General features: G+C 63.7%; 20 protein-coding genes. 15 read left to right on the top strand and 5 right to left on the bottom strand.

Going from position 1 to position 20,264, the window contains the following annotated elements; translation table 11 throughout:
- Positions 1-8 precede the first annotated feature (8 nt).
- From AFK65_RS01115 to AFK65_RS01100, 4 genes are all read left to right on the top strand, one after another.
- Complete coding sequence (locus AFK65_RS01115) at positions 9-968, top strand: MBL fold metallo-hydrolase (RefSeq protein WP_032805126.1); 960 nt, start codon at positions 9-11, stop codon at positions 966-968.
- Positions 969-1,167: 199 nt separating this feature from the next.
- The gene (locus tag AFK65_RS01110) at positions 1,168-2,190 is read left to right on the top strand and encodes a lipid A deacylase LpxR family protein (protein ID WP_050555886.1); all 1,023 of its coding nucleotides are present in this window, start codon (positions 1,168-1,170) and stop codon (positions 2,188-2,190) included.
- 79 nt (positions 2,191-2,269) lie between these two features.
- Entirely contained in the window at positions 2,270-3,184 is a 915-nt protein-coding gene (locus tag AFK65_RS01105; protein WP_032805798.1) for an SDR family NAD(P)-dependent oxidoreductase, read from the top strand.
- Between the two features lie 55 nt (positions 3,185-3,239).
- The gene (locus AFK65_RS01100; protein WP_053531607.1) at positions 3,240-4,259 is read left to right on the top strand and encodes a metal-dependent hydrolase; all 1,020 of its coding nucleotides are present in this window, start codon (positions 3,240-3,242) and stop codon (positions 4,257-4,259) included.
- A gap of 107 nt (positions 4,260-4,366) precedes the next feature.
- On the opposite strand, the gene AFK65_RS01095 is transcribed toward AFK65_RS01100, so the two are convergent.
- From AFK65_RS01095 to AFK65_RS01075, 5 genes are all read right to left on the bottom strand, one after another.
- Positions 4,367-5,296, bottom strand: coding sequence for an NADP-dependent oxidoreductase (locus AFK65_RS01095; RefSeq protein WP_032805122.1), 930 nt, complete (start codon positions 5,294-5,296; stop codon positions 4,367-4,369).
- Positions 5,297-5,305: 9 nt separating this feature from the next.
- A complete protein-coding gene (locus AFK65_RS01090; RefSeq protein WP_033944414.1) occupies positions 5,306-6,634 on the bottom strand; it encodes an alpha/beta hydrolase in 1,329 nt (442 codons plus the stop codon).
- Positions 6,618-7,487, bottom strand: coding sequence for an aldo/keto reductase (locus tag AFK65_RS01085; protein ID WP_007704388.1), 870 nt, complete (start codon positions 7,485-7,487; stop codon positions 6,618-6,620). The genes AFK65_RS01090 and AFK65_RS01085 overlap by 17 nt, the downstream gene beginning before the upstream one ends.
- A 55-nt stretch (positions 7,488-7,542) precedes the next feature.
- On the bottom strand, positions 7,543-8,787 hold the full coding sequence (locus tag AFK65_RS01080) for an alpha/beta hydrolase family protein (RefSeq protein WP_007704378.1): 1,245 nt from the start codon (positions 8,785-8,787) through the stop codon (positions 7,543-7,545).
- A gap of 131 nt (positions 8,788-8,918) precedes the next feature.
- Positions 8,919-9,593 (bottom strand): TetR/AcrR family transcriptional regulator, encoded by a 675-nt coding sequence (locus tag AFK65_RS01075; RefSeq protein ID WP_032805120.1) that lies wholly within the window; start codon positions 9,591-9,593, stop codon positions 8,919-8,921.
- 136 nt (positions 9,594-9,729) lie between these two features.
- On the opposite strand from AFK65_RS01075, the gene AFK65_RS01070 reads away from it, so the two are divergent.
- The 11 genes from AFK65_RS01070 to trbL all read left to right on the top strand — a co-directional run bounded on the left by AFK65_RS01070 (position 9,730) and on the right by trbL (position 20,259).
- The gene (locus AFK65_RS01070) at positions 9,730-10,674 is read left to right on the top strand and encodes a LysR family transcriptional regulator (protein WP_007704377.1); all 945 of its coding nucleotides are present in this window, start codon (positions 9,730-9,732) and stop codon (positions 10,672-10,674) included.
- Positions 10,671-10,934, top strand: coding sequence for an EexN family lipoprotein (locus AFK65_RS01065; protein ID WP_007704375.1), 264 nt, complete (start codon positions 10,671-10,673; stop codon positions 10,932-10,934). Before AFK65_RS01070 ends, AFK65_RS01065 begins: the two co-directional genes overlap by 4 nt.
- A 233-nt stretch (positions 10,935-11,167) precedes the next feature.
- Positions 11,168-13,165, top strand: coding sequence for a conjugal transfer protein TraG (locus tag AFK65_RS01060; RefSeq protein WP_038858338.1), 1,998 nt, complete (start codon positions 11,168-11,170; stop codon positions 13,163-13,165).
- Positions 13,162-13,638, top strand: a complete 477-nt coding sequence (locus tag AFK65_RS01055; RefSeq protein WP_007704373.1) for a ribbon-helix-helix protein, CopG family — start codon at positions 13,162-13,164, stop codon at positions 13,636-13,638. Before AFK65_RS01060 ends, AFK65_RS01055 begins: the two co-directional genes overlap by 4 nt.
- Complete coding sequence (trbB, locus tag AFK65_RS01050; RefSeq protein WP_032805118.1) at positions 13,635-14,714, top strand: P-type conjugative transfer ATPase TrbB; 1,080 nt, start codon at positions 13,635-13,637, stop codon at positions 14,712-14,714. Before AFK65_RS01055 ends, trbB begins: the two co-directional genes overlap by 4 nt.
- Positions 14,701-15,087: a TrbC/VirB2 family protein gene (locus AFK65_RS01045; protein WP_007704369.1), complete on the top strand. Its 387-nt coding sequence runs from the start codon at positions 14,701-14,703 to the stop codon at positions 15,085-15,087. The genes trbB and AFK65_RS01045 overlap by 14 nt, the downstream gene beginning before the upstream one ends.
- Positions 15,084-15,353: a VirB3 family type IV secretion system protein gene (locus tag AFK65_RS01040; protein ID WP_006378802.1), complete on the top strand. Its 270-nt coding sequence runs from the start codon at positions 15,084-15,086 to the stop codon at positions 15,351-15,353. Before AFK65_RS01045 ends, AFK65_RS01040 begins: the two co-directional genes overlap by 4 nt.
- Before the next feature lie 12 nt (positions 15,354-15,365).
- Positions 15,366-17,816 (top strand): conjugal transfer protein TrbE, encoded by a 2,451-nt coding sequence (trbE, locus tag AFK65_RS01035; protein ID WP_038858340.1) that lies wholly within the window; start codon positions 15,366-15,368, stop codon positions 17,814-17,816.
- Positions 17,813-18,556 carry a P-type conjugative transfer protein TrbJ gene (trbJ, locus tag AFK65_RS01030; protein ID WP_007704359.1) on the top strand — a complete coding sequence of 248 codons (744 nt, stop codon included), beginning with the start codon at positions 17,813-17,815 and terminating at the stop codon, positions 18,554-18,556. Before trbE ends, trbJ begins: the two co-directional genes overlap by 4 nt.
- A 12-nt stretch (positions 18,557-18,568) precedes the next feature.
- A complete protein-coding gene (locus AFK65_RS01025; protein WP_038858343.1) occupies positions 18,569-18,895 on the top strand; it encodes a hypothetical protein in 327 nt (108 codons plus the stop codon).
- Entirely contained in the window at positions 18,892-20,259 is a 1,368-nt protein-coding gene (gene trbL / locus AFK65_RS01020; RefSeq protein ID WP_038858344.1) for a P-type conjugative transfer protein TrbL, read from the top strand. Before AFK65_RS01025 ends, trbL begins: the two co-directional genes overlap by 4 nt.
- The last annotated feature ends 5 nt before the right edge of the window (positions 20,260-20,264 follow it).

Here is a 20,264-nt window from a genome sequence, read left to right as displayed (position 1 = left end):
GGGTAGCTATGGCAACTCGCAATGGCTCCAGACGTTTCAGGAATCTCGACGGCAGCGCGGCCCCTGGTACTGTGCTGCCGGCATTTCGCATGTTGGTCCTGGACAGCCTAGCCGGGCGTGGCCGCGGTGTTCCAAGAAAAGCACCCGTCCCATGTGTCGAGACCGACCTCGTAGCGATCGCCAGTCCGCCGGGACCGGGCGAAGGCGCTCGCCTCACCTGGATTGGACATGCAAGCTGGCTGGTGCAGCTAGAGGGCAAGTCGTTCCTCATCGATCCGATCTTTGGCGACCTTGCCCTGGGCCCGGGGGGACGAAATGTTCCGGCCGGCGTGCTGCCCGAAAACCTGCCGCCCATCGATGCCGTGCTGATCACGCACAACCACTACGACCACCTCGATCTTCCCTCCGTACAGCAGGTCGGTGCGCCGGTGATCGCCGGGCTGGGCATGCAGGCGTTCCTGGCGAAGAAGGGCATTCCCGCAAGCGAACTGAATTGGTGGGAATCCGCTGAACTTGGCTCCGCCAAAGTGTCTTTTGTGCCTGCTCAGCACTACAGCCGTCGTGGCCTCACCGACGCCAACGAAACGCTATGGGGCGGATTCGTCGTCGAGGGGCCATCCGCCAGCATTTATCACTCGGGCGATACGGGATATTTCGACGGCTTCCGGGAGATCGGTCGTCGCTTTCCGGCGATTGACGCGGCGCTTCTACCGATCGGCGCCTACGACCCGGCATGGTTCATGCGGGCGCAACACATGAATCCAGAGGAAGCTGTCCAAGCCTATCTAGACTTGGGTGCGCGGAGCTTTTTCGCCATGCACTGGGGGACGTTCAAGTTGACCTACGAACCGCTCGATGAACCTCCAGTTCGCCTGGCGGCGGAGTGGAAAAGACTGGGGCTGACTGCTTCAGAAAAGCGGGTTCTCGCCGTTGGCGAAACTGCAGAAGTGCGACGTCCAAATGAATAAGCCGGCTCTACAGCGGCGACCCACGCCGTCACCCACTGCAACGCCACGCCATCATCGCTTTATCGACGGCGCATGCGAACCTGCCATGTGCCAGGCAGAAGTGCCTGGGCTGGAAACGCTGTGTTCCGTTCGCTTGGCGGCGAAGCGCTCTGGCCGCTTGCCGCATGTAGCGAGTGAATCCCCTGCGTGGAAAGGCTGGATGGCGATTGGGGCAATGCTCTGGAGTGGCTCGGCGCTGGCTGAGGAGCGCTGCGACCGCAAAGGCATTGCGGCCGAATCCACGGTGAATCTGCGAATCGACAACGACATGTTCGGCGGCCTCGGGCAGGACCAGGGGTACTCCAATGGCTTCCTGCTCACGCTGGTTTCGCCGAATCTAATCCACCGTGCGGATGACCCGAGCCTGCCCGATATCGCCAGACGGTTGAACCACGCGTTCTCCGGCTTGCAGCCTGGCGGGTTCGATGAGTTGAACATGACTATTGGGCTCGGTCAGACGATGTACACGCCCACCGACCGCGAGCCGCACGAACTGATTGCAGACGACCGGCCTTACGCCGGCGCATTGATGTTCAGCGTGGGCTACAACGCTCGAAAAGGCGACGACCTGCGGACTTCGCAACTACGGTTAGGCATCGTGGGGCCTGCTGCCAAAGCCGGAGAAGTTCAGGACTGGTGGCACGGCGTCATTGGCGTGGACAGGTTCAATGGCTGGGACAACCAACTGCAAAACGAACCTGTGGTGCAGTTCATTCACGAGCGACGAAAGCGGTTCGCGCTGCAGCAGCCTGCCGGGCCATGGCGGTGGGACGCGATTACCCATTGGGGCGGCAGCCTGGGCAACTTCGCCACTTACGCCAACACCGGGATCGAGTTCCGTTTCGGCTATTTGCTGCCGGACGACTTTGGTACAGCGCCAATGCGGCCGGCCGGCGAGAACACATCCCCGATCCGCACGAGCGCGACGCAGGGGTGGCGCGGCCATTTCTTCGTCGCTGCCGATGCGCGTTGGGTCCTGCGCGACATCACGCTCGACGGAAATACCTTCCGCTCCAGCCACAGCGTGGACAAGCGCCCACTGGTTGCAGACATCGGCTTCGGTATCGCATTTACCCATGGCCACTGGCGTTTCGCCTTCGCGCGCTACCACCGGACCCGCGAGTTCGATGGACAGCGCGAGCGACCGGCCTTTGGGAGCTTCACCATTGGCAGGCGGTTCTGATGGAAGAAATCGCGTTCTCGATACAGCGACTAGACCGTCGCGCAGGTGGCCTGACTCAAGGAGAAACGAGGTGAGACCGATGAACTCGAAGTACGTCGTCGTGATGACCGGAGCCACAAGTGGGTTTGGCCAATTCACGCTGCAGGATCTGGCCGCTTCCCCTGACACAAGGGTCATCATAGGCGCTCGTGGAGAAAATCGCGCCGTGCCGAAAGGCGTTGATGTCTTGCCGCTTGATCTTGCCTCTCTGGCCAGCGTCCGCGACTTTGCCGGCGCCGTGATACGGCAGCTTGGGGATGAACGTATTGACATCCTTGTCCTCAATGCAGGCCTGCATGGCACACCCGCCGATCAGCGTAGCGCCGAGGGTTATGGCCTCACGTTCGCCGTGAATCACCTTGCTCACTATCTGCTGGCGCGTCTGCTGCTGCCGCATATCGCTGAGCGGGGTCGAGTGGTGATCACGTCGAGCAACATGCACAACCCGCCCATCAAAGCGATCGGTCCCAAGACGCTCGACCTTCAGGAGTGGGCGTATCCGCCGAAAGGCGGTTCGGGTGACGGCATACGCTCCTACACGGCGTCGAAATTGTGCAACCTCATGACGGCACTGTCCCTGGCCCGGCATGACACGGTGGTGGCGCGCCAGATCGAGGTCATCGCCTTCAACCCGGGCCTAACGGGTGGCGCTGCCGGCCGCGAGGCGTCTGCGTTGCAGAAGGCGCTCCTTAGCATCGTGATGCGCACGATCTTCCCTCTGGTCGGTATCTTCCGCCCCGAGTTCGTGATGAATGCGCCCGAGCACTCGGGTCGGATGCTGGCCGACGTGGCGCTCGGAACGCTTTCCCTGCCGGAGGGGCGCATTTACATCTCCCTCGTCAAGGGAAATCCCACCTTTCCCGATCCCTCGGAGCTGGCTCGCAACCGTGAGGCCCAGGAGCGCTTGTGGCGCGAGAGTGCCGTAATGGTGGGCGTGGAGGAGTCGTCTCCATGAGTTTCTTGAGAGAACCGATTCGCCCAATAGACAACCAAACTGCGAGCTTCTTGTAGTGGACAACCTGACTCACACTTTGGTCGGCGCCGCTTTGGGGCAGGCCGGGCTCAAGCGGCGAACGGCGCTCGCGATGCCGGCATTGATGATCGGCGCGAATCTGTCCGACGTGGATGTCTTGTGTATCGCTTTCGGCGAGGCTCTCTCGTGCAGGCGTGGCTGGACACATGGCCCGATCGGGTTGCTCGTGCTGCCAGCGGTTCTAACGCTCGTGCTGCTGTGGTTCGACAGATGGCAAACCCGTAGAGGTTCACGACCAGGCGCGCGCCCCGCCGTTCAGCCGGGGCAGCTCTTGTTGCTCAGCTATATCGGCGCGCTTTCGCACCCCTTGCTGGACTGGATGAATAGCTGGGGCATCCGGCTTCTGATGCCGTTCTCGGAGCGTTGGTTTTATGGCGATGCGCTTTTCATCGCCGATCCATGGATCTGGCTCGCCCTTGGCATAGGAATCTGGCTATCACGGCGCCGCGAGCGCTCGGGCGCAGGTCGGACATCCAGCCCGGCGATAGTGGCCCTTCTGGTAACCACACTCTATAGCGGCGCAATGGTCGCGAGTGGGCGAGTTGTGGAAGAACGTGTAGCCCGCGAGTTCAAGGAGTCTGGTCTGGGTCAACCGCAGCAGGTTCTGGCGAATCCGGTATTTGCCGACCCGTTCAGGCGGAGGATCGTCGTGCAGACAGAGCATCAGTATGGCTTTGGTGATTTTCGCTGGCTTCCCAACCCTCATGTATCGCTGGACCAGGAACTTGTTTCCTCTCACATGGACCAGTCGGCGATTGCTCTGGTGGCTGGGCAGAGCAAGCAGATGGCCGATTTCCTGTACTGGTCTCGGTTCCCCTTCGCGATGATCAAAGGAAATGGTGAGAACACCAACGTCACTGTTGGGGATGCGCGGTTCGGAACGCGCCCGGATACGGGGGTTTTCTCGGTTAAAGCAGCGTTTCCACTGGAACTGACGAAGCAGAGCGACCCTGAGAGGTTGGTCGATTCGTGTGATAAAAAGTGCCCGGAGAATTGACTCCGCACACTTTGGCGTTCTCACCCTCAGAAATTAAATGCGGATAGCCTCAAGCGCGATCTATAGATTCGGCAAAATCAGAAAATTGGCTTTCCCTCCAGGTACGCTTACATGATCAACACGATTCGGCCTGGCGGGCGCCGGCCGACTTCCGTGTCCTTGATCATTGACAGCGCATCGGCAAACGGCGCTTCCAGACCAATGGAAGAACGCAGCTTTCCGTCGCCGGCTAACTTGGCGATTTCCTCCAGATTCTTGAAACCGCCTGTCGAGAACGTCATCCGGTAGCGCCCGGAGATGAGGCCGCGCAGCATCCTGGCCGGAGTCGGATTGATGTCGATGAAGCGGCCCTTGGGCTTGAGCATCGCCAGTCCATCAGCGACGGCCAGCGTACCGAGCGTGTCGAACACCGCGTCGTAGAGGCCGTCGGATGCAAACGAGGCCTTCTCCGAGTAAGGAAACACCGGATTGACGCCAGCAGCCCTCGCTGCAGCGATCGAAGCATCGCCGCACGCGCCGCACACCTGCGCGCCATGCGCCTGCGCGAGTTGGACCGCGCTGCTGCCTACGGCGCCGCTGCAGCCGTGGATGAAGATTCTCGAACCGTGGCCCACGCGCGCGACGCCGACGACGGCCGCCCAGGCGGTTGCCGCCGGGATGGGGAGGCACGCGGCTTCGCTGAACGTGAGCGAGGCGGGCTTGCGGACAATGAGCTTGGCGTCGGCATCGACGACCTCGGCAAACGCACCTTGCCTCTTAATCTCGACCGTGCCGAAAACTTCGTCGCCCACACGGAAGTCGGTGACATCGGTGCCGACTTCTTCCACTACCCCAGCGAAGTCCGAACCCATACCCTGGGGAAACTTCCGTCCGGTGACGAACTTCATGACACCGCGCCGCAGCTTCCAATCCAGCGGATTGATCGCAGCGGCTTTCACGCGCACGCGCACCCGTCGGGCTTCGAGTGGGGGAAGTGTATATTCGGCGAATGCCATCGTCTCGGGGCCGCCGTAGCTGCTGAACTGCACTCTTTTCATGGTGTCTCTTTACCTTTCGGCTGCTTTTGGAATGTCAATGGATCGAGGGGGCGATGCTGGCCGGGAGCGTTCGCTCGTGGAGGTCTTCAACGTGACGTCCTGCGAGATGACGGATGTGGTTGCGGTGTCAAGCATCGCCAGCATCACCGAGGTCTGCCACTCGAAATACGGGTTGAAGGTGAGCCGTGCGTGGATCTTCCCTTCCTCTCGATAGCCCCAGTCCGAGTACCAGACGGGCTCCCCCTTTTCGCAGGCCTGCGTGTCGCCTTCACGCAAGCCGTTCAGGCACAGGCGCAGGCTGCCGCCGTCCCCATAAACAGTGTTAGCGGGAGAGAACGTGACGCTCATGTGCGAGAACTGGCTGATGCGCCATTCGGGCAGCCGGTCCTGCCGGACCAGAACGCGCCGGCGATCCGTCAGTCCGTCCGGCTCGCCTCCGTACCAGACCAAGCGGCTGTCCGGGTGCGTGAAGCGCTGCTGGAAGACATCGAACAGATAGTCGGTATCCAGCACGGAATCGTGCTCGGCAACGACCATGAAGACCGGCTTCTCATAGGCCCGGTCGCGCAGCAGCCGGCGTGCGTTGGCGCTGGTCCGATAGAACTGTGCGAACCCGTTGGACGGGACGTTGAAGTACTTGACGGCGTTCTGCATCGGAATCGTCCCGTCAGGCTTGATGAGCCAGGGCCGGACACGGGCCGCCAGCGGCGCAAGCCAATCGAAGGGCATGCTCTTGAAGCCGGGCGAGAACAGCACCAGTCCTGCGATCTCGGGATGCGAATACGCGTAGTCAAGGACCAGGTTCGCTCCCGTGGAGAACCCTCCTAGGTACACCTCGCCATCGACGTCGCGCTGCAGCGCCATGGCCTGTTCCCAGACCACTTGGCGCCATTGCTCCGCCGTTGTCGTCAGCAAGTCGTCGGGCCGCGTGCCGTGGCCGGGGAGGAGCACCGTTCGCACCAGTAATCCTTGGCTCGCCAATGGCGGCCCCACGTCGTGGAAGGACCAGGGCGAATCGCCGAGGCCATGCACGAACAGAATCCCTTTTCGCGGACGCGCTCCCGCCTCGGATTCAGCGGGCCGCCACTCCTGTGGGGCATTCCACGCCAACTCGGCATCCCGGTCGGCAAGCTGGAAACTGCGGCCGGCCTGGATTTGAGCGATCGTGTCGCGTCGATACTTTTCAAAGCTCACCGAGCCGACCGGAGACTCGCTGAAATCCACCGTTGCGCACCCGGACGACAGGCTGACTGCTCCGAGAACCACGGCGAGCAGCGCGGCACCTCGCGCTAAGCGCGAGATGACCGAGCGGACGCCGAATTCATGCCAGTTCGGCATGGTCTTCCTCGGTGAGGGAAATGCCACCGGCGGCGACGTTCTCCTGAAGGTGCTCGACGGAGCCCGTGCCGGGGATCGCCAGCATCACCGGGGAGGATGCCAACAACCAGGCCAGCGCGATCTGGGACGGCGTGGCACCATGCCTTCCGGCGACCCGGGCCAGCCGCCCGTCGTCGATCTCCCCCATGCCCCCACCGAGCGGGAAGAACGGGCAGAACGCGATGCCGGCTTCTTCGCAGGCCTTCAGCAGGCTCAGGTCCTCGCGCTTGGCGATATGGAAGTTGTTCTGCACGGCCGCGATCGGGGCGATGGCGCGGGCCTCGTTGAAGTGCCCGATATCGACGTTGCTGATGCCCAGATGCCGAATCAGGCCTTCTGCACGCAGTGCGGCCAGCGCCTCGAAGCGTTCGGCCAGCGACTCGCCGTGAGGCACCGTCATCTCGCCGATGCGCAGGTACACCAGATCGAGACGGTCCAGGCCAAGACTCGACAGGTTCTCTTCGACGAGCCTGCGCATGTCGGCACCGGTGGCCGGTCGATGGCTGCCATCCGGGTTGAACACGACCCCGACCTTGGTCGCGATCACCAGGTTGGACCGATAGGGATACAACGCCTCACGGATGAGCGCATTGGCGCGTACCGAACCATCGGTGCTCTGGTAGAACTCGGCCGTATCGATGTGGTTGACGCCGAGTTCGACTGCGCGGCGCAGCACGGCACGCCCGGTTTCCGGGTCTCGCGCCGGACCACGGAAGCCGTTGCAAGGCAGGCGCATGGCGCCAAAGCCCAGCCGGTTGATGGGCAGCTCTCCGCCAAGGCGGAACTCATTGGTACTGGGAAGCGAAGAATTCATTTCGTGTTCCTGATGGGAGTTGCGTGAGGTTGTCAGGTCGAGCGGGACGCGCGGATCACGCGCAACCCAACCGTTCGGCGATCCGGTCGAAGATGTATTCGGTGGCCGTCGCATAACCGCCGATCTGGCAGTGCGACTGCGCCGTCGAGGTCTCGTCGAACAACAGGTATTCCTTGGGACCTTGCAAGGCGTCGTAGAACGGCTTGGCTCCATGGAAGACCTCGCCGGTGCCGTCCAGCACGAGCGTCTCGCAGGTCACCTTGTCCAGAACGGCCGAGTTGTCGTAGGGCTGGAGGGCCTGCACCACATCCTTGATCGTGTTCGGCACGCCGTGCTTCCAGGCGTAGTCACGCACCAGGTTGCGCATCTGCTCCGGAATCTGGTCCAGCGGGTGGTCAGCGAAGCGCTCCAGTTGCGCGATGATCTGGCGGCCCCAACTGATGTTGCCGGGATCGGTGATGCAGAGCTTGATGCGCTTGTCGAACGCGGCCACGCGCGGCGCCAGATAGCCGCCGAAGCTCAGTCCCATCAGCGCGATGTTGGAGGCGTCGATTTCCGGGAATTTTTCCAGCGCGAAGTCGATCAGCGGGCTGACGACCTTTTCCCAATCCGGGCGGAAGGTGAGATTGTTCAGTCGCAGCGCGAATCCCTGGCCCGGACCATCGTAGGTCAGGCAGTGGATACCCCGTTGCAGCGCGCCTTCGCACACCCAGCGGGTGTCTTCGGCCCAGGTATCCCGGCCAGGCGTGACGATGAGCAGTGGTGCCTTTGCGCCCGCATGGGGCGACCGGTAGAAGTAGCCGGGAAGGAAGTCGCCCTCGTAGGGGATTTCGATGCGCTCGCCGGGGTAGCCCGACAGCTTGATGTAGCGCTCGTAGCACGAGGCGCTGGCGACCGCGTACTCCTTCATGCGCTTGTCCTCGAAGTCGCTGAAATACAGGAGCGCGCAGCGCCAGTAGGTGGAGGCCCGAAGAAAGGCGCTGGCGGCGGTGACGCGCTTGCCTTTTTGGTCAGCCGCTTCGGCCCTGTCCTGCAGCCGGCCTGCCAGCGCGGCCCAGGCACTGACCCAAGCCTCTTCGTCGCTGCCCTTGAGCTGGTGCACCACGTCCATGACCTCGCCGAAATCGGTCATGCCGTAGGGCATCAGGCTCAGGATGTGCTTGATCAGTGCGTCAAGCAGTACGTTGTCATTGAAAAAACCAGGGTCTGCCCAATGCTTTCCGACCTGTGCTGAAGTCGCCGCGCTGGCCTTTGCGCCGTGTACTTGTTTAGTGTCAAATTTATCTTTCTGATCGATCATGATGTGTGTACCTCATCCTTAATGTTGACAAATTGATCTCGCCTTGGATTCGGCCGGATCGCTCTCTCCGTTGGAGGTAGAGGACCGATTCATGGAGTGAGTGCTAACCCCGGACTAGAAAAATTCAGTTGTTATTTCTTCTCTCTACGCTCCACTCCACGGCTCAATGAGCCATGAAGAAAGGTCTGGACGGCGTGGCCCACAATTCGGTCGATCTCGCTGTTGGACAAAGGTGACGAACGGAGTCCTGAAGCTGCCAGCAGCTTGGCATGGCCGGCTACCAGGCCAATGAAATGTTCGGCAAGCACTTTGGCTGGAACCGCGCCAGACAGGTCTTTTCCCGATTGCTGTTGCGTCTCGATCCAGTCGGAGAGGATCTCGATGGCCTTGCCGTAACTCACTTCCCACATTGCCTGTGCAACATCGGGAAAGCGCCTGCCTTCATTGACTAAGAGACGGTGCAGGGCAAGCGTGCGTGGGGACAGTGCGGACTGTAGTAGCCGCTTGCCGAGCAATGGAAGCACTTCTTCTGGCCCGCCATTCCCGATTCGCAACTGCTCCAGCGGCTTCGCCACGTCTGCGCACAGACTGATCATGGCCTCCTTGAACAGTCCTTCCTTGCCGCCGAAGTGGCTATAGATGTTGCTGCGTGAACCTCCCACGCGGGCGATCAAGTCATCCACGGCGACGCTGTCGAAACCGCGTTCGAGGAATAGCTCAGCCGCAACGGAGATTAGATCCTGAAGGCGCTGTGCGCCCTTTGCGGTTCGATGCTTCGTCGGTGATGTGCGCTGATCCTTTACCACTTCGATTGTCCTTGGCTTCATCGTTTATGTAACGTACTATACAGTACACTTTCGGGCGTGACAACTGCACAGGCGCCAGCCGATAGGAAACATATGCCACCTCCGGCTGTGCGCTAACCAAAGTAAGGACTACAAAATGGAACTACGGCACCTGCGTTGCTTTGTCGCCGTTGCGGAAGAACTCCACTTCGCTCGTGCAGCGGAAAAGCTGCACATCGAGCAATCGCCCCTGTCGCGCACGATCAAGGAGCTGGAGGAAGAACTAGGGGAACAGTTGTTCATCCGCTCCAGCCGAAGCACGCGCCTGACACGGGCAGGCAAGCTGTTTCTAGAGCATGTGCCACGCGTGTTCACGGCCTTGCAGCAAGCGCGCGACAGTGTGAAAGCAGCATCCAACGGCTTCCACGGCCAGTTGAGAATCGCCGTTTCCGACGGCATCACGTCTTCGCGTCTCCCGAGCTTGCTGGCGATGTGCAGGCAGGAGGAACCCGAGGTGGATATTCGGCTTTTCCAAGTGCCGCTGTCACAGCAACTCAAGGGCCTGCAAGACGATCTGTACGACTTGGGGTTTGCTCAATCCGATGAAGTGGGTGACGGCATAACCGCCGAGGCCGTATGGAGCGATCCGCTCATGGTGGCTGTGCCCGCGCGGCATCACCTGCTCAAGCACAAGCGAATCCCATTGGATGAATTGCTGCAATTTCCGCTGGTGCTCTGCGATCCGCAGGCGTGCGAGGGCCATGCTCGCCAGGTGGAACGCATGCTGCGTCGATCCGACCGCGAGCCGCTGATCGCAGAACGTGTCGCTTCGTTCGAGCTGATGATGGTGGTGGTTTCCGCTGGCTTCGCCTTGGGTCTAGCCGGCTTGCCGCATATCGTGGCGAGCCGGGAATGCGGCGTGGTGGCCCGGCCATTGGCCGGGCGCTCCCCTATGCTGACCACCTACCTTCTGCGGCGCGAAGGGGAAGAGTCTGAAGTGCTGACTCGATTCGTCGAACGGGTACAGGCAATCGACTTGCCCGAAGGCGCAAGGCCCGTGCCGTCAGCCGAATCTGACCCACAGGAGGAAATCGAGCTATGAAGCGAATGGCGCTATTGCTGCTGGCCGGCTTGCTCACGGCCTGCGGCCCATCTGAGACGCCCAAGCAGGCCAACATCCCGACCGTCGAGGAACTGGCTGCCGATCCTGCACGGTTGAAGGAGTTGCGTCAGCAGTGCAAGACCGACCGTGCGACGCTTGGCGACGTACTCTGCAACCGCGTGGCAGAAGCCACGCGCAAGCGGTTCTATGGCGGCGGCAACACGCCCTATACCCCGCCGGAGGCGCCACCTAAGTTCTAGTCGCTAGTCCTTCACAAATTATTTTCCCTCTTAACCAAACACGCCGCAGCGCGCTCGCGCCTGCGGCGTTTCTATTGGTTTCGCTCCAGCCTGGAACGATGCTTTTTGCATCATCTTGCTTCCGATAACGGTCTTTGACCGGCACCTACCCGGCACCGATCCTCCCTCTATGCGGCACGTCCCTGTGCCGCTTTTGAACGAGGAATCAGCGCAGGGAAATCGGAGGCCAGTCGATGCAAGCTCAGGGCGTACTGTTCGGGCAGATCGCCGCCGTATTCGGCATCGTGATCGCCGGCGTGTGGAGTGCAACGCAATGGACAGCCGCCGCCCTGGGCTATCAACTACGCCTTGGCTCGCCGTGGTTCGACTTCTTTGGAACTCCGGTCTATCACCCTTGGCGGCTGTTCGAGTGGTGGTTCTTCTTTGACGCCTACGCGCCGCACGTCTTCGATATCGGCGGGGCTATCGCGGGTGGCAGCGGTCTGGTGGCCGTGGGGGTCGCCATCGCCATGTCGGTGTGGCGCTCGCGGCAAGCGCGCCTTGTCACCACCTACGGTTCGGCACGTTGGGCCGATGCGGACGACATACGCAAAGCCGGTCTGATCCAGCCCGACGGGGTTTTCCTCGGGCTGCATCGCGGCCAGTACCTTCGCCATGAAGGCCCGGAACACGTCCTGACCTTCGCCCCCACACGCTCGGGCAAGGGTGTGGGCCTGGTCGTTCCCACCTTGTTGAGTTGGCCCGCATCCGTCGTCGTTCACGACATCAAAGGCGAGAACTGGACGCTCACCGCAGGCTGGCGTTCGCGGTTTAGCCACTGCCTCCTGTTCAACCCCACGGATGCGCAGTCGGCAGCCTACAACCCGCTGCTCGAAGTCCGGCGCGGCGCGCATGAAGTCCGCGACGTGCAAAACGTGGCGGACATTCTGGTCGATCCCGATGGTGCGCTTGAGCGCAGGAACCATTGGGAAAAGACCAGTCATGCGCTGCTGGTCGGCGCGATCCTGCATGTGCTCTACGCGGGCGAGGACAAAACGCTACGCGGCGTCGCCAACTTCCTCAGCGACCCTGCTTGTCCCTTCGAGCTGACGCTGCACCGGATGATGACGACGAAGCACCTGGGCGATGCGCCTCACCCGGTTGTCGCATCCGCTGCGCGCGAAGTGCTGAACAAGTCAGACAACGAGCGGTCGGGCGTGCTCTCCACCGCCATGTCGTTTCTCGGTCTGTACCGCGACCCGACCGTGGCCGAAGTCACGTCGCGCTGCGACTGGCGCATCGCCGACCTGATTTCCGCCGAGCATCCGGTATCGCTCTATCTGGTCGTGCCGCCTTCCGACATCAGCCGCACCAAGCCGCTGATCCGGCTCATCTTGAACCAGATCGGGCGGCGGCTGACCGAATCGCTCGATGGCAGCGACGGCATCGCGCGCCGCCACAAGCTGCTGCTGATGCTGGACGAATTTCCGGCGCTGGGTCGTCTGGACTTCTTCGAGTCCGCACTTGCCTTCATGGCCGGCTACGGCATCCGCAGCTTTCTCATCGCTCAGAGCCTGAACCAGATCGACAAGGCGTATGGGCAGAACCATTCCATCCTCGACAACTGCCATGTCCGGGTGACTTTCGCCACCAACGACGAAAGGACGGCGAAAAGGATTTCCGAAACCCTCGGCACTGCCACCGAGCTTCGCGCGCAGCGCAACTACGCCGGCCACCGGCTCGCTCCATGGCTGGGGCACCTGATGGTGTCGCGTCAGGAAACCGCGCGTCCGCTGCTGACGCCCGGCGAGGTGATGCAGCTTCCGCCCGATGACGCCGTGGTCATGGTGTCCAGCGTCGCCCCGATCCGCGCGAAGAAGCTGCGCTACTACGCCGACGCCAATTTCAAGAATCGCGTCCTGCCACCGCCCGCGCTCGCAGTCGGGAGGTACGCCGACGCGCCGCCAGCCCACCCCGACGACTGGAGCGGCTTGGCGATCCCGGCCGTACCTGCGGCGCCGGCCTCGGCATCCGCCGATGGCCTGGGCGGCACCGATGACGGCGGCCCGCGCCGCCAGCCCGAACTCTCCGAAACCGTCGCCTACGACCCCGAGCCTGACGCACATGCGAACGACCTGGCTCTGCTCGATGACGACGACCTGGTGCTGCCACTTCCCGGCCAGCTCGACCCGTCCATGCAGCGCACGGCCCGGCTGGCTTCCCTCGACCCCAACGACGGAATCGACCTATGAGCCAATACCGCCTCAACCTTTTCATCCAGCCCGAGCACGCCAAGCGCCTGGACGAACTGGCCGCCAAGAAAGGTGTGTCCAAGTCCTCCATCGTCGCAGCGGCCTTGGCGTCCTGGCTGTCACCGGATGCTGGCGACCAGCGTGAGGCCGCTATTGCCAAGCGGCTGGATCGACTGTCGCGGCAGACCGAACGCCTGGAGCGCGACCAGAACATCCAGATCGAAACGCTGGCGCTGTTCATCCGCTATTTCCTGACCGTCAGCACGCCAGTGCCAGAAGCCCACCAGGACGCGGCCCGCGCCCAGGGCAAGGCGCGCTTCGAGCAGTTCGTCGAGCAGTTGGGCCGTCACCTGCTGCGTGGCCGCAGTCTGGTGCGCGACGTGGTGGAGGAATTGCACCCCGATCCGATGCGGATGGATGACGCAGCAGCGATGGCGTCCGCCCATGAACGAACTGCGGAGCGTGCATCATGAGTGCCGTTCCGCAGATCCCGCCCGAACCCCGGTCATCCGCAGCGGCGTCCCAGGATCGCCGCATCCAGATGCTGCGCACGGCGATGGGGCCGCTGATCGCCGCTGCGCTCGAAGACCCGGACGTGGTGGAAATCATGCTCAACCCGGATCGCACCCTGTGGGTGGATCGGTTGTCGTCGGGTCGCTCGCCGCTGGGCGTGGAACTGCCCGAAGCAGATGGCGAACGCATCATCCGCCTGGTAGCCGCGCATGTCGGTGCGGAGGTGCATCGCAGCCAGCCGCTCTTGACCGCCGAGCTGCCGGAAACCGGCGAGCGTTTCGAGGGCATCCTGCCACCGGCCGCCCCGGGGCCAGCCTTCGCGCTGCGCAAGCGGGCCGTGAGCATCATCGGTCTGGATCGCTACGTGGCCGACGGCATCCTGACCGCCGGGCAGGCCGAGTTCCTGCGCCGCGCCGTGCGCGAGCGGCAGAACATCCTGATCGCCGGCGGCACCAGCACCGGCAAGACCACGCTGGCGAACGCGCTGCTGGCCGAGATCGCCGCCACAGGCGACCGCGTGCTGGTGCTCGAAGACACCATCGAGCTGCAATGCGCGGCCCGCGACCATGTGCCGCTGCGCACCCGCGCCGGCGTCGTCACCATGACCGAGCTGGTGCGGGCCACGATGCGCCTGCGGCCTGACCGCGTGATCGTCGGCGAGGTGCGCGGCGGCGAGGCCCTCGACCTCATCAAAGTGTGGGGCACCGGCCACCCCGGCGGCATTGCAACCATCCACGCCGGCTCCGCGCTGGGCGCCTTGCTGCGCCTCGAACAGTTGATTCTCGAAGTCGCTGTGAATCCGCCGCGGGCGCTGATCGCCGAGGCGGTCAACGTCGTCATTCACATCGCCGGACGCGGCCGCAAGCGCCACGTCGAAACCATCGCCCGTGTCGTCGGCTTCGACGGCACCGGCTATCGCCTGGCGGACGCGCTGGAAACGCCGTTTCCCAAGCTGACGCCGGCTCCTCTCGCAGCCGACGCCGCTGCACATCCCCGTCCCCCAACCAACTTGGAGAACTGCCATGACGCACGTTGATTCTTTCCGCTTTTCCGTAAATCCGCTTCCTCACCTGTCCGGCCTAGCGCGACTGCGCAGCCTCGCCCGCCCTGCGGGGCAAGGGCTGCTGCTGGCCGCGCTGCTGCTGTTGCTGGCGGGCACGGCGCAAGCCGCCGGTTCCTCGATGCCGTGGGAGGGGCCCTTGCAGTCGATTCTGGATTCGATCCAGGGGCCGGTGGCACGCATCGTCGCGGTCATCATCATCATCGCCACGGGCCTGGCGCTGGCCTTCGGCGACACCAGCGGCGGCTTTCGCAAGCTGATCCAGATCGTGTTCGGGTTGAGCATCGCGTTCGCCGCTTCCTCGTTCTTCCTGTCGTTCTTCTCGTTCTCCGGCGGGGCCGTCGTATGAGTACGGCCAGCGACCTTCCGGGCTTCGAGGTGCCGCTGCATCGCTCGCTGACCGAGCCAATCCTGCTGGGCGGCGCGCCGCGCACCGTGGCAATTGCCAACGGCACGCTGGCCGCCGCCGTCGGACTGGGCCTGCAACTGTGGATTCCCGGCGTGGTGCTCTGGATCGTCGGCCACTCGCTGGCCGTATGGGGTGCTCGCGTCGATCCGCAGTTCATGCAGGTCTTCGCGCGGCATATCAAACACCGCCCGCTTCTGGACGTGTGAGGGGAGGACGCCATGCTGAACCTTGCCGAATATCGTCAGCGCCCGGCCTTGCTTGCCGACTGGCTGCCCTGGGCCGGGCTGGTCGCGCCGGGCGTTGTACTGAACAAAGATGGTTCGTTTCAACGCACGTTCCAGTTTCGCGGTCCCGACCTGGACAGTGCGACACAGGGCGAACTGATTGCCACGTCGGCGCGGCAGAACAACGCGCTTCGCCGTACCGGGTCTGGCTGGGCCTTCTATATCGAGGCCGAGCGAATGCGGGCATCGAGCTATCCGCAGTCCTCCTTTCCCGAACCACTGTCCTGGCTGGTGGATGAGGAGCGACGCGCGGCGTTCGAGGAGTCGGATGGCCATTTCGAGAGCGTCTATCACTTCACGTTGCAACACCTACCGCCGCAAGAGTCTCGCGCCCGTGCGGCTGGGATGCTGTACGAGAACCGGCCCACCGAGGGCGTGGACTGGCGCGGTCGGCTCGATTCCTTCGTGGCAGAGACCGATCGCGTGTTCGACCTGCTCGATGGTGTGATGCCGGAGATTGCCTGGCTGGACGACAGCCAGACGCTGACCTACCTGCATGCCACAGTCTCCACGCGCCGCTATCGCGTCGGCGTGCCCGACGTGCCGTTCCATATCGACGCGCTGCTGGCCGATGCCGCGCTGGTCGGCGGCCTGGCGCCCATGCTGGGCGATCAGCACCTGCGCGTGGTGTCGGTACGAGGCTTCCCGACCTCGACCTGGCCGGGGATTTTGGACGACCTCAACCGCCTGGGCTTTGCGTATCGCTGGAATACGCGCTTCCTGTGTCTCGACAAAGCCGAGGCGGAACGGGAGTTGGGGCGCTTGCGGCGCCAATGGTTCGCCAAGCGCAAGAACGTCATCGCGCTGCTGCGCGAAACGATCTTTCAGCAGGAAAGCCCGCTGGTCGATACCGATGCCAGCAACAAGGCCGCCGACGCCGATGCCGCCTTGCAGGAGCTGGGCAGCGATCAAGTCGCCTTCGGCTACCTCACCGCCACGGTGACGGTGCTCGACGCCGACCCGGCCGTGGCCGACGAGAAGCTGCGCATGGTGGAGCGCGTTATCCAAGGCCGGGGCTTCGTGACGATCCCCGAAACCCTCAACGCGGTCGATGCCTGGCTGTCGTCCGTCCCCGGCAACGCATACGCGAACGTGCGTCATCCCATCGTTTCGACGCTGAACCTGGCGCACATGATGCCGATGTCAGCGGTATGGGCCGGGCCGAAGAAGAACGACCACCTCGACGGCCCGCCGCTGATCGTGACACGCACCGATGGTGCGACGCCGTTCCGGCTGGTAACGCACATCGGCGACGTGGGCCACACCCTTGTCGCCGGGCCGACTGGCATGGGCAAGTCGGTGCTGCTCGCCATCCTGGCCATGCAGTTCCGGCGCTACTTCGGCTCGCGGATCTTCGCCTTCGACATGGGGCGCTCGATGCGCGCCACCATCCTCGGCCTTGGCGGTGAGCACTACGACCTCGGTGCCGATGGCGGCATCGCCTTCCAGCCACTCGCGCGAATTGCCCACGAGGGCTACCGCACCTGGGCCGCGGAATGGGTGGAGGGCCGGCTGCTGCACGAAGGCGTGACGGTCGGCCCGGACGAGAAGGCTGCCATCTGGTCGGCGCTGAGAAGCCTTGCCGGTGCGCCGGTGGAGCAGCGCACCATGACCGGCTTGTCGGTGTTATTGCAGTCCAACGCGCTGCGCCAAGCGCTCGCGCCCTATGTGCTGGGCGGCGCACACGGCAAGCTGCTGGACGCTGACCACGACCGGCTGGGCATGGCCGACGTGCAGGGCTTCGAGATGGAAGAACTGATGCACAGCCCCGCCGCCGTGCAAGCGGTGCTGCGCTACCTGTTCGCCCGCTTCGACGAGCGTTTCGACGGTGCGCCGACGCTGCTGATCCTCGATGAAGCGTGGCTATTCCTTGATGAGCCATCTTTCGCGGCCCGCATCCGGCAATGGCTCAAGACGCTCAGGAAAAAAAACGTCAGCGTCATCTTCGCCACGCAGTCGCTGGCCGACATCAAGGATTCGACCATCGCGCCCGCGATCATCGAGAGTTGCGCCAGTCGGATTTTCTTACCTAATCCGCAGGCGACCGAGCCGCAGATTCGCACGATCTACGAGGGCTTCGGGCTCAACAGCCGGCAGATCGAGATCGTCGCCACCGCGCAGCCCAAGCGCGACTACTACTACCAGTCGCGCCTCGGCAACCGCCTATTCGACCTCGACCTGGGGCCTGTCGCGCTCGCATTCGCGGGCGCATCCACCCCTCAAGACCAACGCGATATTGACCGCGTGCTGACGCAGGCCGGCGCTCCCGGCTTCGCCGGCGCGTGGCTGCGCCATCGCGGCCTCGGCTGGGCCGCCGACCTGCTGCCGTCCGCTCCGGCGGCAGCTTCCTTTCTCGCTTCTCAACCGCTGGAGGTTTCACTATGAAGACCAAGCCCCGTTTGCTCTCTGTCTCACTCGCTGCTGTGTTGTCGGTATTTCTGCTGGCCATGCAGCCCGCATCCGCGCTGACGGTGTTCGACCCGTCCAACTTCGTGCAGAACACGCTGACCGCCGTGCGCACGCTGGAACAGATCAACAACCAGATCAACCAGCTCCAGAACGAGGCGCAGATGTTGATGAACCAGGCCAGGAATCTGGCAAACCTCGACTTCAACATCGTCAACCGCCTGCGCTCGACGCTCGCCACCACCGAGCGCCTGATCGCCGAGGCGCGCGGCTTGGCCTACGACGTGCAGAGCATGGATGCCACGTTCGCCCGCCTGTACCCGGAACAGTACGCCGCCACCATCAGCGGCGACCGCATGGCGCAGGACGCCCGCGAACGCTGGCAGAACACCTTGAACGGCCTGCACACCGCGATGCGGATGCAGGCGCAGGTGTCGCAGAACCTCGCCCAAGACGAAAGCGCGCTGGCCGACCTCGTGAACCAGAGCCAATCGGCGACCGGCGCGCTGCAAGCGATGCAGGCGACGAACCAGCTCCTGGCTTTGCAGGCCAAGCAGTCGATCCAGGGGCAGCAGCTCCAGATCACGCAAGACCGGGCCGCTTCGCTGGAACTGGCGCGGCAAGCGGCGGCTATGGAGCGCGCCCGCGAAGTGCGGCGGCGCTTCCTCGGCACCGGCACGCCGTACACGCCGCAGTCCGTCAACTTCTACAACAACTGACCGGAGGCGGCCATGCGAAGCGCTTCCGTCCTGCTGGCCGTGCTGCTGACCGCGTGCGGCCAGCAGCCGGCCGAGAACCTGGCCGACGCCCTGGCCGCAGATCCGGTGCGGCTCAAGGCATTGCGCGGGCAATGCGCGGCCGACCGGCAGGCCGTGGGCGAGGATGCCTGCCGCGCCGCCGCCGAAGCCTTCCGGCGGCGCTTTTTCGCCGGCCATACCGGGCCGGACGAATACAACTCGCTGGCTGAACTTCCGCCGATTCCGCCGAGCTTCGATACGCCCGCAGATGAATTGCCAGAGGGCGCCGTTCTGCTCACTCCGTCCGAGGATTCGCCATGAACGACGTGACCATCATCGACCGTTTCCTCGATACGTTCTCGCGCTACATCGACTCGGGCTTCGGTTTGTTGCAGGGCGAAGTGGCGTTTCTCACCGCCACACTCATCGTCATCGACATGACGATCGCTGGTCTTTATTGGGCCATGAGCCACGCCACCGGCCAGGGCGATGACGTGATCGTCAAGCTGCTGCGCAAGGTGCTCTATGTCGGCGCGTTCGCCTACATCATCGGCAACTTCAACTGGCTGGCGAGCATCGTGTTCCGCTCGTTCGCCGGCTTGGGGATCACCGCGACCGGCTCGGCCATCACGATGGAGAACTTCCTTCAGCCTGGCCGGCTGGCGAAGACCGGCATCGACGCTGCCGCGCCGATTCTGGAACAGATCGGGGACATGGCTGGGTTCCCCGAGGTGTTCGTGAACATCGACCCCATCGTGGTGCTGTTCATCGCCTGGCTGGTGGTGATCCTCTGCTTCTTCGTGCTGGCGGTACAGCTTTTCATCACGCTGATCGAGTTCAAGCTGACCACGCTCGCCGGCTTCGTCTTGATCCCGTTTGCACTCTGGAACAAGACCTCGTTCCTCGCGGAAAAGGTGCTGGGCAACGTGGTGTCGTCAGGCATCAAGGTCTTGGTGCTGGCCGTCATCGTCGGCATCGGTTCCGGCCTGTTCGCCGAGTTCCAGGTGCATCCCGACGAGCCATCCATCGACCACGCGCTGGTCGTGATGCTGGCCTCGCTCGCGCTGCTTGCGCTGGGCATTTTCGGACCCGGTATCGCCACCGGCCTGGTGTCCGGTGCGCCGCAGCTTGGTGCGGGCGCGATGGCTGGTGCTGCGGTCGGCGCTGTCGGCACCGGCGTTGCCATCGGCGCCGCCGCAACGGGCGTGGGCGGCGCCGTCATGGCCGGTGCACGAATGGCCCCGGCGGCCGCAAAGCTGGCCGGTGCCGGGGCGCGTGCCGCGACTTCGGCGGCCGGCAGTGCCCGATCGGCGTTCCAGGCCGGTTCCACTGCGGCCGGCGGCGGTGCCAAGGGCGCGGCGGCTGGCCTCGGCAATGTCGCCAAGACCGGCGCACAAGCCGCAGGCCGCCGCGTCGCCTCTGGAGCTTCCGCTGCGGGGCAGAAGATGGCCGATTTCTTCCGCGCTGGCTGGAACGGCACAGAAGCCGGCAGCGACGGTGCTGGCCCCGGCCAGACCGCAGACGGCGCCGCAGGCTCGCAGAAGCAAGAGCAACCGGCCTGGGCCAAGCGGATGCACCGGCGCCAGCAGGCCACCCATGCCGCGACCACTGCTGCCCACACGCTGCGCGGCGGCGACGGCGGCGGCTCCGGGCAAGGCCCGAGCCTGCGGGATTCCGATACCTAACCTTC

Origin of the sequence: Cronobacter universalis NCTC 9529, from assembly GCF_001277175.1 — a bacterium.
In the GTDB taxonomy this organism is placed as follows: Bacteria; Pseudomonadota; Gammaproteobacteria; order Enterobacterales; family Enterobacteriaceae; genus Cronobacter; species Cronobacter universalis.
This window is presented reverse-complemented; position numbering and strand designations above follow the sequence as displayed.

Coding starts and splice junctions, on each gene's coding strand:
- AFK65_RS01115 (WP_032805126.1), top strand. CDS start 9: ATGGCAACTCGCAATGGCTCCAGACGTTTCAGGAATCTCGACGGCAGC.
- AFK65_RS01110 (WP_050555886.1), top strand. CDS start 1,168: ATGGCGATTGGGGCAATGCTCTGGAGTGGCTCGGCGCTGGCTGAGGAG.
- AFK65_RS01105 (WP_032805798.1), top strand. CDS start 2,270: ATGAACTCGAAGTACGTCGTCGTGATGACCGGAGCCACAAGTGGGTTT.
- AFK65_RS01095 (WP_032805122.1), bottom strand. CDS start 5,296: ATGAAAAGAGTGCAGTTCAGCAGCTACGGCGGCCCCGAGACGATGGCA.
- AFK65_RS01090 (WP_033944414.1), bottom strand. CDS start 6,634: ATGCCGAACTGGCATGAATTCGGCGTCCGCTCGGTCATCTCGCGCTTA.
- AFK65_RS01085 (WP_007704388.1), bottom strand. CDS start 7,487: ATGAATTCTTCGCTTCCCAGTACCAATGAGTTCCGCCTTGGCGGAGAG.
- AFK65_RS01080 (WP_007704378.1), bottom strand. CDS start 8,787: ATGATCGATCAGAAAGATAAATTTGACACTAAACAAGTACACGGCGCA.
- AFK65_RS01070 (WP_007704377.1), top strand. CDS start 9,730: ATGGAACTACGGCACCTGCGTTGCTTTGTCGCCGTTGCGGAAGAACTC.
- AFK65_RS01065 (WP_007704375.1), top strand. CDS start 10,671: ATGAAGCGAATGGCGCTATTGCTGCTGGCCGGCTTGCTCACGGCCTGC.
- AFK65_RS01060 (WP_038858338.1), top strand. CDS start 11,168: ATGCAAGCTCAGGGCGTACTGTTCGGGCAGATCGCCGCCGTATTCGGC.
- AFK65_RS01055 (WP_007704373.1), top strand. CDS start 13,162: ATGAGCCAATACCGCCTCAACCTTTTCATCCAGCCCGAGCACGCCAAG.
- trbB (WP_032805118.1), top strand. CDS start 13,635: ATGAGTGCCGTTCCGCAGATCCCGCCCGAACCCCGGTCATCCGCAGCG.
- AFK65_RS01045 (WP_007704369.1), top strand. CDS start 14,701: ATGACGCACGTTGATTCTTTCCGCTTTTCCGTAAATCCGCTTCCTCAC.
- AFK65_RS01040 (WP_006378802.1), top strand. CDS start 15,084: ATGAGTACGGCCAGCGACCTTCCGGGCTTCGAGGTGCCGCTGCATCGC.
- trbE (WP_038858340.1), top strand. CDS start 15,366: ATGCTGAACCTTGCCGAATATCGTCAGCGCCCGGCCTTGCTTGCCGAC.
- trbJ (WP_007704359.1), top strand. CDS start 17,813: ATGAAGACCAAGCCCCGTTTGCTCTCTGTCTCACTCGCTGCTGTGTTG.
- AFK65_RS01025 (WP_038858343.1), top strand. CDS start 18,569: ATGCGAAGCGCTTCCGTCCTGCTGGCCGTGCTGCTGACCGCGTGCGGC.
- trbL (WP_038858344.1), top strand. CDS start 18,892: ATGAACGACGTGACCATCATCGACCGTTTCCTCGATACGTTCTCGCGC.